Origin of the sequence: Bradyrhizobium sp. CCBAU 53340 (assembly GCF_015291645.1) — a bacterium.
In the GTDB taxonomy this organism is placed as follows: domain Bacteria; phylum Pseudomonadota; class Alphaproteobacteria; order Rhizobiales; family Xanthobacteraceae; genus Bradyrhizobium.
Window position 1 is genome coordinate 2434716 of record NZ_CP030055.1, and the last position, 11364, is coordinate 2446079.

Genomic DNA, 11364 nt, shown 5'->3' on the forward strand with positions numbered 1-11364 from the left:
TTGTGTTCCAGGTCCAATCCGTCTCAGCCCTCTGGCTTTCCGGGGTTTCGGGGTGCGGTTCCTAGGGGGGACCGGCGCGGGACGATATGGCCAAGAAGAAGCGCGGTTATGCGCTCGTTCGGCGCCTTAGGACGGGGCCTATTTGGCCGAGCATCTGTTATCCGAAGCTCGCAGCCCAGCCGTTGCGCGAGGATTCGGTGCTCTCGGGTCCGCTGGAGCCGACCAACGAGCCCTATGCGATCGCCAAGATTGCCGGCATCAAGATGGCGGAAGCCTATCGCAGCCAGTATGGCAGCGACTTCATCAGCGTGATGCCGACCAACCTCTACGATCCCGGCGACAATTATCACCCCGAGCTGAGCCACGTCGTCGCGGTGTTGGTCCGGCGCTTCCACGAGGCAAAGCTGTCGGGCGCGAAGACCGTCGCGGTCTGGGGCACCGGCACGCCGCGGCGCGAGTTCCTCTATGTCGACGACATGGCCGGTGCCTGCGTGCATCTGATGAAGACCTATTCGGGCAGAGACCTGATCAACATCGGCACCGGCGAGGACATCGCCATCGCCGAGTTCGCCCGCTGGTCGCCGAGATCGTCGGCTACCGCGGCGAGATCAGTTACGACACCTTGGAGTGGACGGCACGCCGCGCAAGCTGCTCGATATCACGAGGCTCGACAGGCTCGGCTGGCGCGACGACGTCGCTTCAGGATGGCTTATGCCTATCTAGCCCCGAGTTGACTTGAACCCGAGACGGGCCTGTCTTTTAAGATTTTACTTCTTCCAAAGAGTTGTTGATTGCCGTCGGGCCAATGTTTTGAGCTCTCTGCCGGTACTGGCGATTGATTTGTGAACTTAGGACCGCTTCTGCCGAGTGTGACGTTCAAATTTCTTTGCGACTTGCAAGGGCGATATCTTAATATTTGCCAACTCTGCTCGTTCGGCCACGTGTGCATGGCGTGATGATCGGTTCGCGACCAACGGATGTCTCACTTGATAAACTTGATGGCGCTGACAGCCTATCTCGGATGAGTTGCCAGCCGCGCGACCGGTCAGGAAGCCGCTTCCCTGGCCTCCGCCTCGGCCTGTTGTGCCCGGATCACCATGCCGCCGGCAACGCCGACGCCGATGACGTACATCCAGCCCTCGTGGAAGTCGAATAAGTGGGAGTTGAATAGCGACGTGAAGATGTTCTGCACCACGACCAGAAGGCCGATCCACGTGGCAAGCCCGTCGCCACGAAATAGCAGGAAATGGGAGATCCAGATCGCATAGAGAACGCCGATGCCGATGAATCCCCACTGGATGGCGACATGCAGCGTCTGGTTATGCGGGTTCGGAAAGACCCTCACGCCCGGAACCCAGGAGGGTTCTTTTGCGGCTCTCTCGAACAGTCCTTGCGAGGAGCCGGTTCCATGCCCCACAAACGGCGCCTGCACGAAAAACCGGGCGGCATGCCGCCAATATTCGAGGCGCTCGCCGATGGACGTCGGCACGTTCTCCTGCATGTATAGCCGATAGTCCTGCGAAAACGTGTCGGCCGTCTTGCGCAATTGCGGCGAGGCCTGCCAAGCAACCGCGGCGAAGACGATCAGCGCGGCCGAAATCACGGCGATGCTGCGCCACCTCAAATGAAGCAGAGCGAACACGCCGAGCATGATCGGGACGGTTACGAGCGCAGTGCGCGACACCACCACGAAAACCATGTTTAGTAAAAAGTTGAGCCCCAACACGGTTAGAAGACCGGCGAGCCAGTAACGCTTATTGCTCAACAGCATCATCACGGGATAGGCGAGCGCGACCGTGCACAGCGTGAATTCCTGGCTTTGGTCGATGTAGTTCTTGACGAAGATGCCGCGTTGGAGCGGGTCGTAGGGTCTCAGCGCTAGTCCCGGATAGATCGCGACCAACCACGACATCACCGACAACAGAGTGCAAGACGCCAGGATGACGATGAAGATCCAGCTGCCGCGCGGCGAGCGCTGGAAATGGTAGAGCAGGACCGGAAGCACGAGCAGCTTGATCGTCGGACCGACGGCATAGAGCCGCGCGCCCCAAGGGGCGTCCGACCACAGCGTTCCCACCAGCGCCAGCAGGAATAGCGCGATCGGCGCCGCGGCGATCGGGCGCGTCAGGGATCGCAGGAAGGCCCTGATGTCGGGGAACGGCACCATGCAGACCAGGAACGCGGCGTTGAAGATCGCCGTGAGCGAGGTCGACCACGGCAGCGAGGCGGCCGCGAGGACCGCGAACAGATCGGCTGTTTCGCCCCAGGCCGCCGGGCTGCGGAAACGCCGCCGCAGCATCTGAACGGTCGTCTCCCGTGCAACTGCCGTCACGTCGTGCCTCCGCGCGCGCGGTGGACCAGCGCAGTCGTGCAGAAGCCCTTGAGGATGTCGATCAGCACGACCGCCCCGCCGACGAGCTCGTGCCCGAGCGCTTGCTCCCAAATGTAACTTCGCGCGACTAGCATGCTCACCTTGATTGATTTGGGCGACTGCGCAAGTAGCCAGATCATCGGGCCGAAACAGGCCCAGCCGGCTACTATGTCAAACCGCACGGCTTGCTGAATTCGTCATGAATCACACCAGCGCTTCGCTCTGGAGTGCCGCCGGCTCGGTCTCTTCGTGAGGTTGCATCAACCAGGCGAACGATAGCGTCCAGGTGGAGAGCATTGCGATCGGAACAACGTAGTAAGGAGTGAAGATTGGGTGGCTCAAAAAGAAGCCGAGATTAATTAAGAGATTGCCTGAAACAATGAGAGCGATCTGGCGGGCGGCCCTAGTGCCCGCCCGCAGCACCCACAAAGTCCAGCCGATTGAGAGCGTCATCAGGATAGATTGTGTGTCGCGCATATATTCGCCGAGAACAGAGACATTGAACGCAGGCCCCACCGCGTCGCTTGCGCCGTATGTCGTCGCAAACGGGCTACCGGCATTTATTGCTTGGGCGATCAGCGTCGGCGCCATTCCGATGGCGACTCCTGCACCAAAGGCAAGGGCATCCAGAAGGATTGTCAACGTACGCGATCGCATGAATCCGACGGCGAGGAAGAGGCAGTAGCCAGACGCGAGCAGGATGTTAGGCAGTCTGAAATTGACCGACGCGCCTATCAAGAGGCCGATGAGTGCGATTGGCCACAGGCTCCGCTTTGCCCTGGTCAGCCACAAGGCGGTCAGAAAGCCCACAATGCTGCAGAGCGCCACGGTAGGCGCCACTGAATAGCTCGCCTTCGCTGGGTTGATCATACTATAGATCGCCAGGGCCCCGAAGAGTCCAGCCCCGATCACGGAAGGTACCGACCTCGCGATGAAAATGCCGAGCAACGCGAATCCGCAGACAATAATGCTTGCGCTGATGTAAAGCGGAGCGACTTGGAAGCCCGATGGGAAGAGCGCCAGCAAAAATCCAGTTCCGGGCGGATATTGTAGAACTAGCTTGCCGCCCAGCTTATGAACGTGGCAGGGCCAGCGTTGGGGGTTTTCAGGTTCTGATAGCGCAATTTCCTTCAGCTTGCCCACAAAATAGCGATCGCTGTCCATCGATACGTCGGTATTGAGCCCACGGAGGCCGAAAAGTTGGAAAAGATGGGCTTGCCTGAGGTAACAGACGTCATCATAAACTCCGCGCGCCTCGCTCCAGCGCGACATCGAGATTGTGTGGCTGGCGAGGATCGCCAAGCAAATAAGGCCAAAAGTAACTTTGGCGGCTGTCCGCGGCACCATCAATTCGCGTGTCATTCTATGCATAGTTTACCCGGCGGAACCTTATTCAATTCGGCAGGAATTGAAAGCATTTCATTAAAATGGGCTCAAGTTCTTCGGGACCTTCAGTCAAATTTTCTGCGGCGCTCTAGAGCAGCCGCCAGTTGCATGCTGTCTCCGGAAGGGGGCTGGGGCGAACGGGGGTAGCACCCAACGGCTATGGAATAGCTTGGCGGTCGCGTGATCCTTGGCTCGCCCCAATCAGGGCGAAACATCTCGCCATGCTGTTCTGATTCGCGCTCAAGCTGATCGCGCGCAGATACATCGCCGCGGCTTCGCTGGGTCTGCTGCCACTATAGACGTCTCGGCAGCAAGATCGCCGGTTGGCCGGTACGGAACGATGGCGGCGCATCTTCCAAGAGAAAGGTGAGCAAGCTTGCTTGAGTTAGACGCCACGAAGCAGCACGCGTATTAATCCGTTGGCGTTTCGACCGGCCTCCGCAACCAAATCGAACCAACTGAAGATTTGCGAGCGGCGCGCGAGCACGAATATTTCTGTTGATTAGCTGCATCAATTAACGACCATCCGACTATTGAGCTTCTACAGGCGCGCAGTTGGTTTACCGCCAACGTAGCGAGGGATCACGATGGTCGTCCTACGCACTTCCTTCGATCGCTTTTGAGTGTGGTAGGCCAACTCAACTTATTCCGGCGGCTTTACACGCCCCGCGATGGTCGTGTTGTAGAGGAAGCCTACGGCTTTGGCCCGCTGAATGGTTGCTTGGTACCGACGACGAGCGGACCGTGCATCCTTCCCACTCATCAGCGATCCCCACAGTTCGTCATCAGCCCTCTCAAATAGATCTCGCAGGATTCGAGCCAGCGCGATGTCGCTGGTCTTCAGGGATAGCTTAACCGTGTGTCCTCGTACGTCGACATCTCGAAGCTCTGTCGGTACCCGGCGACGATAATAATAGTTGCCGTTGAGGCAAAGGAGATAGCGGTCGGGATCCGAAGCGCTCATTCGATGTCTGCCCATGTTCTCTCATGAATGATTTGCATTGTGTGCTTATTCTGGGCACGGACTCGACAACGGTCTGCCTTGCAGGCTAACCTAGACTCGAGACGCTCTCCCGATGCAGGCCGGCTTTGAGTTCCTCGAGAGTCGGTGGTTCGAGCCGCCCGATTCAATACCGACGATCTTGGCGCCCCACTCAATTGAACGTCACCGAGCGGATGTTCGTAGCAAGGTCCGCCTCAGTCATTGATCCTATTGTTGACGGGAACGAATTGTGAATTGGCACCGTGCGATTTTTACAGCCGCACAGTTGGCTTGCCTCGTTTCCGCTTCGGCTTTTCCGGGCCTGCGCTCGCCCTCACGACGAGCTTAATTCCTTCTTCAATTGCGAGTGTCGAATACTTTCCGCCGAAATGCTCGCGTTCCTTCAGCATTTGATGCGCTGCTCGGCGAAGCGATCCATTCACGATTTTTTCCAGGCCTAACGCATACTCAAGCTCTCGGTGCTTCCACTCCGATTTTCCCGACCACAGCTCCACGTCTGGAAGAATGAGCGCTTGCTTCTCATCCTCAGGAGCAAGAAAAGATCCGCTCAGGGACGCGAGCTTCCTTTGGGCGCTGACCAGCCTGAAAACGATTGGCATGATAGGTGCGGCCGATCCACTTCCAGCTACCGTCCTCAGCACGGCTGCAGCAAGATCTGCCAAGAGACTCATTGTGTGCTGTTTTGCATGAAGAATTTCGATCTCGCGATCAGAGTTTTCACTCACGAGCCTGGGGGTGGTCGGCTTGTCCTTATCGTTTGTCATGACAAGCATCTCCTGCTGATCTAGATAATGTTTGGTTTGCAAGTTTCACTGCCTGGCACCACCCTCTATCCCTGTCGGTGGTTTCGAAGGAAATCCGTTTTCGTCCTTCAACTGAGCAGGTGTTGGGAGAGGGCATCTCGCGAGTTCGAATCCCAAGATTTCGGAAACCCATGCGATTCGTACATCGTTGATCATGTCGAGATATTGCGAGTGAAGGTGATATAAGTCGGTCGCCGGAGATGGCGCGATGTGTTTCCACCAAGTCGTTCCATTGACGAGATGCACCAAGAAGAGCTCGCGGTTGCCTTGTCGTGCTAAAATCTCCCCTGACATTGCTAGCTGCGCGGCTTCCTGGTAGATCAAGTACAGTCCACGCATTTTGCCGATCTTGATGTGAAGCGCGACGCAGCCTTGAGGCAGATGCGCGCCGCCAGCGACACAGCAACCAGTTTCTGCAAATTTGACTTCGTCGTTTGTCGTGATCTCGCCCACGACTGGAACGGCCTTAGCCGCCCAAGCATGGGCATCGGACGCGTAGCTAAAGCAGAAGAGTTCGTAGGGCACGCGGAGGATGCGACCAATGTCCATGGCGCGGTCGGCATCGAGCCATATGTCGCATTGCTCCAACTTCCGAATAGTTTCGCCTGACACTCCGAGCTTGCGGCCGACTTCCTCTCTTGCGAGGCCCGCCCGAGTACGAAAAAATCGGATTGAGTTGGGAGGTGGTGGATTTACGAGCCGACTTTGCTCCTTTCGTGAGACACGACTCATTGTCTTTGAGCCTCCGGGCTTGTGACCGTTTCGGAGAAAGGAGACGCCTCTCCGGCCTGTGAATGGGCCGGACTCGTGGCCCATAGCTCTTTTGCGACTTGCAAGGGCTCTAGCTTCAGGTTGGTCCACCATGCGCGCTCGTTCCCATGGCGATGTAGAGCCTGGTGGTGAGACCGACAGAGTGGAACGGTGAATTCATCGCTCACTTTTCTTCCCAACGTGCTTGCCTGGGCAAACTTCAGGTGATGAGCGTCAACTGGCGATCTCTGGCAAACGAGACAGCCTTGTGCGCGGACGAAGGCGAGATGAGATTTGCTTCTCCTTCGCGAGGGCTCTTTGGGAAAGGCAAGAACTTGATCTGCGTCGGAACCGCGAGGAGGAGGGTTGGTAACCTCCTCCTGAGAAGTGGCCTTTTGGGTCTTTGCCGCACTGGCAGATGGCCGTGACGCTGCATTCGCATCCGACAGACCTATGCTGTCATCTTCGACGAAGAAGCCGATCATGCTGAAGAGCGCATAACGGCGAGCGCCAGTGAGTAGCGCTTCTATCTGGTCCGGCGTCTTGGGATTGACGGCGACCGGGAAGTCAGAGGAGATCCATTCTCCAGAAACGTGTGCGAGGATGGTCCTGACGCACATTTGGCCCGTCACTTGCTCGGTCCGGGTGGCCTGAATGATGGCAATCTCCTCCCGACCGAGTGTTCTGCGTACGACGTCAAAGCCGGTGGCCGATGAGCACTGTGCCGGGTTCGGCAGTTTAGCGTGAGCGCGGGCGATGGCAGCCGCGATGGTGTCGATGTGTTCACTGCACTGGCGCATGGTGGTCTTTAAGTTCGTTGATTTTGAAATTGAGCTCGCGCGCAGGGAAGGTTTGAGGCCGACGCGATTGCATCTCGGCCTGTCTCCCTTGCAATCACCTTTGCGCCCGCTGTGAGTTCTCCGGCTCGCTGAGTGCATCGCGGGCCCTGAGATGCGACGCTGGAAAGTTCGTCCACTGTCCGGAGGCAGACATGTCGATGACCTTGATCGAAGTTGGCCTAGGTCGAGGAGCTTCAATTCCGAAAAGAGCGGGCGGCTCGCCTAGCTGAACGCAGCGGCGGAATTTCTTCTCAGCTGTCAGGAGTAGGTGCTGATAGAGCGGATCGGCAGGAAGGGTCATTTCGATCCATTTCCCGTCTCCGGTGATAATAGACAGAAGGGCTGAGCGTGCAGCCATGACCCACATGGAATGTTGCAGCTGTGCCATGTGCAGGTCCGCCATTTCTGGCTCGGGGAGATGGCCGGATGGCAAAAAGCAAGCGCGGAAGACCGCCCCCGTATCCCGGACGACGCCGTTAAGATCGGCTCTCATCCACTTGTGGATCGGATGTCGGACCGGTCGCCGGAGATCTTGGATTTTGTTGCCGCTCACACGCTCATAGAGCTTGCGATTGAGGTGCTCGGTGGTGCTGCCGAGTTGGACGACCAGGTCGTTGCTGAAGTCCGGCGGAAGGGCCTCTCCCCGCTTTTCGCGCCACAGCCTAACGAGCTGGTCCCGGTCTTCCCCCATAATGATCCGGGCGTCGGATCCACAAATGAATGCGTGGCAATCGGCGTGCAACTTGTTGTGGACTCGCGTATCCATTCCGAATCTTCGCTCGTGGAGAGTTAAATTATATCAGATGGTGTAAAATAACCCATATGATAAAAAACGTCAAGGGCAGTCGCCCGCCACTTCTTGCAGCGCAAATTCGCGCAGCTCGAGCGCTCTTAAGATGGAGCGCCGAAGAACTGGCGCGGGCTTCTGCGCTGGGCGCAAATACGATTCGAAGGGCAGAGGTTGCGGAAGGGGCGACCGCCCTAACGGCCGCAAACGACCGCGCAATACGCAAGGCGCTTGAGGAAGCGGGCGTCGAATTCATTGACGAGAATGGTGGCGGCGCAGGGGTCCGGCTGCGTAGGTCCTAGTGCTGATTGGGCTTTACGAATGATGGTGCGTCACTTGCAGTGACTACAGCCTAGATTGCCAAGGAAGCGGCAGCAGCGCTTTCCCGGTGTCGGGGGCGCGCGTCACGGTCGCCCAAGGCGGAGGGAGCGGCGTCAGTCAGTCCCGGCCTTCCAGGCGACCACTACCACCGGCGGCGTCACCTTGATGGCGACAGGCCGCCTGTCGGGCAGCAATGGAGGTGGTTCCTACACGCGAAGCGATGGCTGCGTCGGTCGACGGACGGCTTCCAGGTAGATCATCCTCATCCTCTTTTGGGATGGTTCATCGCATGAGATCCCATCGATCATTCTCCGGCCATGCCAGTAGACGCGGCATTGGATGGCCTCCGATGAAGCCAGGGAATCGAGCCGCCAATTAAGTCGATCGGTGGGCGGATTACAGAAGTGGACATCCAGTCCGGCCGCCAAATAGGACAACTCAACGGTTCTTTCGACGGTAGCGGGACGTCATGGACCCTGGGGCGCCAGCCACCTTCCAGCTCCGGACCACGAGGCGCGAGCTGTCGGGAAGAGTTGGCAAGCTCATCGTCTTTTCGTCCTCCTGGTCAGCGGAGCACGGCTTTGACCGCGAGATGGCTCATTGGGGGCGGTCTGGTTTCGATTTACCGAAATACCGCTTGCACTGTCGGGCAAAACAGTGGTTCATAGGGTGCTCCTGATCGAATGAGGAGCATGCCAGATGGCCGAAAAATACCAAGCGTCCTCTGAGCTGTCGAACATAGCCAAGCTCAATGGTGAGTTCCGAAAAAACTACGGGCTGCTGCTCGGGGCGTTTCTGTATCTGAGATCTATGAGCGCCGCGCGCGGCCGCTCTTGCCTTTGGGGCGGCATATGTTCCTTAGTCTCCTCGGCCGTGCTAGGGTGGCTGGGAAGACATGGTCTTTCTTCGTTCTGGTGACTGCCCGTCGTGGAGGCATCACATGCGCAACGCGCTTATCGTGCGCCCAGGGACCGATTTGCTAGCTCCGACTAGTGAGGGGCGCGCTGCTCAGTACGTGCGGATGTCTACGGAACATCAGCGTTATTCGACCGAAAACCAGGCGGCAGCCATCGCCGTGTATGCCGCACAGCGTGGTCTCGCGATCGTTCGCACTTACAAGGATGAGGGTCGTAGTGGGCTTCGCATTCAAGAGAGAGAGGGCCTGAGGGAGCTAATTGATGACGTGCGAAGCGGCCGAACAGACTTCGATCACACCCTTGTTTACGACGTGAGCCGATGGGGGCGATTCCAGGACACTGATGAAGGCGCATACTACGAGTTCACGTGCCGTCAGGCAGGAATCAAGGTCTGCTATTGTGCTGAAGAGTTCGACAACGATGGGGGCATGATCGCGAGCATTCTGAAAAATCTCAAGCGGGTCATGGCGGCCGAATACTCAAGGGAGCTCTCGGTCAAAGTTCATGCTGGAGCCTGCCGTGTCGCCAGCCTCGGATTCAAGCAGGGCGGCCCCGCCGGCTATGGCCTGCAGCGGGAGCTGATCGATGAGGGCGGCTCTTCAAAGGGCATCTTGTTAAAGGGCCAACGCAAGCACTTGCAGACCGATCGGGTCCTGATCCGGCCCGGATCGGAGAACGAGCAGCGCATCGTTGCGCGGATTTTTAGGGAGTTTGTCGTTCATCGTCGTTCCCGAGGCTCAATATTACGCTGGCTCAATAGCGAGCAAGTTCCCAATCATAGAGGAACACCGTGGTCCTATGGGATGGTTCGTCAAGTTTTGAGTAACGAGGCGTATATTGGAAATAGTGTTTACAATCGGTCTTCTTGCCGACTGAAACAGGTGAGAAAGCCGAATCCGCCAGAGCAATGGATACGGGCCACTGGTTTGTTCGAGCCAGTCGTTGACAAAAGCATCTTCCAAAAAGCTCAGACGCTCTTGAATGAAAAAGAAGGTCGTTGGTCGAACGAGTGGCTCTTAGAGAAGTTGCGAGAGAAACTCGCTGCGAATGGGAAGCTGAGCGCCTCGTTACTAGCTGCGTCCGATAATATGCCCTCCGCCGCATTATATGCGCATCGGTTTGGTAGTCTGAGGGAAGCTTTTCGCAGGGTCGGCTATGTTGATTGTGAGAGGAACTACGACTATGCAGATGCGCGAAAGTACTCCGAAACTGAGTTGGCCAGGCAGGTAGATGCCGTCGTTACGCGCATCAAAGCGCGAGGCGTTAACGCCGCATTTGATCCACAAGCCGCAGTGCTGACACTTGCCGGCACGCTGGCGATATCGGTGCGGATGGCGCGTTACTACGTTGGTGGAAGCCACGCACCCTGCTGGTTGGTTCATCGACGCGCGATCGAGCCCGCCGGACACATTCTTGCCCTTCGCTTGGACAAAGAGACAAATAGGAAAGTTATCGACTACTTCCTCATGCCACTCGACGAAATGGCGAAACACGCGATCGCCCTCACGGAGACGGCTCGCTCCCGATTTGCTGTATATCGTTGCGCAACAGTCGATGATGCTGTGCGTGCTGTCATCCAGAAAGTTGCCGTTCTGCTGACCTAAAGAGCGCCCATTCTATCGGTTCTTCTGCCGGACAGCTCCTCCTACTTTCAAGAAAGAGATCTTGCGTTGCTGCTGGAAGCGTCGAACTGTCGGAACGGAAAGGATGCTTGCGACTTGCGCTATAGTGAGCAGCTCAGATCCGGTGGTGCTTGGTCAGTCCGCTTCGATAAGGCTCGGCAGGGCTCTCGCTAATTCCGAGGCAGAGGTTCAGATAGCCTTTGGAGACCACGATCGCTGATGCGCGCCAGGATGCGTCCGTCGACGCAGCGATCGTGAGATCAACTGCCAAAGAGTTGCTGTCGAAATCGCCGCTCGATGAGGCGAATTTGGTGCGTCCGAAGACTCGGACAATTGCCTGACGATTGGACGCCATCCAAGACGAGATGGTCCTCGCAACGACAGCGAGACCAACTGGCGACGGGTGTTGAGGCGGACGTTTTGCGGAACTAAAGGAGGTCGCAACGGATTCCACGCGCCCCGAGAGACTGATAACTGCTTCCGCTGCGACGGTCGGCGTTGCGATAGCGAGACCCACCAGCAACAGGGTAGTGAAGGCCAGGAGATACTCCAGGGCATTCGCAGG

9 protein-coding genes and 1 pseudogene are annotated in these 11364 nt (G+C 57.6%); 2 read left to right on the forward strand and 8 right to left on the reverse strand.

Annotated elements, in window-relative coordinates:
• Positions 1-149 precede the first annotated feature (149 nt).
• A pseudogene (locus XH89_RS11435) lies at positions 150-739 on the forward strand (NAD-dependent epimerase/dehydratase family protein); the annotation flags it as partial.
• Between the two features lie 306 nt (positions 740-1045).
• Here XH89_RS11435 and XH89_RS11440 read toward each other — a convergent pair.
• From XH89_RS11440 to XH89_RS11475, 8 genes are all read right to left on the reverse strand, one after another.
• Positions 1046-2332 carry an O-antigen ligase gene (locus tag XH89_RS11440; protein WP_246767803.1) on the reverse strand — a complete coding sequence of 429 codons (1287 nt, stop codon included), beginning with the start codon at positions 2330-2332 and terminating at the stop codon, positions 1046-1048.
• A complete protein-coding gene (locus tag XH89_RS41110) occupies positions 2329-2472 on the reverse strand; it encodes a hypothetical protein (RefSeq protein WP_210345285.1) in 144 nt (47 codons plus the stop codon). The genes XH89_RS11440 and XH89_RS41110 overlap by 4 nt, the downstream gene beginning before the upstream one ends.
• A gap of 103 nt (positions 2473-2575) precedes the next feature.
• Positions 2576-3733, reverse strand: a complete 1158-nt coding sequence (locus tag XH89_RS11450; RefSeq protein WP_246767804.1) for a hypothetical protein — start codon at positions 3731-3733, stop codon at positions 2576-2578.
• Positions 3734-4400: 667 nt separating this feature from the next.
• Positions 4401-4721, reverse strand: coding sequence for a DUF6538 domain-containing protein (locus XH89_RS11455; RefSeq protein ID WP_194467158.1), 321 nt, complete (start codon positions 4719-4721; stop codon positions 4401-4403).
• A 290-nt stretch (positions 4722-5011) separates the two neighbouring features.
• Positions 5012-5524 (reverse strand): hypothetical protein, encoded by a 513-nt coding sequence (locus XH89_RS11460; RefSeq protein ID WP_194467159.1) that lies wholly within the window; start codon positions 5522-5524, stop codon positions 5012-5014.
• 45 nt (positions 5525-5569) lie between these two features.
• Positions 5570-6112, reverse strand: a complete 543-nt coding sequence (locus tag XH89_RS11465; protein WP_194467160.1) for a hypothetical protein — start codon at positions 6110-6112, stop codon at positions 5570-5572.
• 179 nt (positions 6113-6291) lie between these two features.
• Entirely contained in the window at positions 6292-7113 is an 822-nt protein-coding gene (locus XH89_RS11470; protein ID WP_194467161.1) for a DUF968 domain-containing protein, read from the reverse strand.
• A gap of 94 nt (positions 7114-7207) precedes the next feature.
• Positions 7208-7918, reverse strand: a complete 711-nt coding sequence (locus XH89_RS11475; RefSeq protein ID WP_194467162.1) for a YqaJ viral recombinase family protein — start codon at positions 7916-7918, stop codon at positions 7208-7210.
• A 1282-nt stretch (positions 7919-9200) separates the two neighbouring features.
• Between XH89_RS11475 and XH89_RS11480 the strand changes: the two genes are divergently transcribed.
• Positions 9201-10781, forward strand: a complete 1581-nt coding sequence (locus XH89_RS11480) for a recombinase family protein (RefSeq protein WP_194467163.1) — start codon at positions 9201-9203, stop codon at positions 10779-10781.
• Positions 10782-11364: the final 583 nt, after the last annotated feature.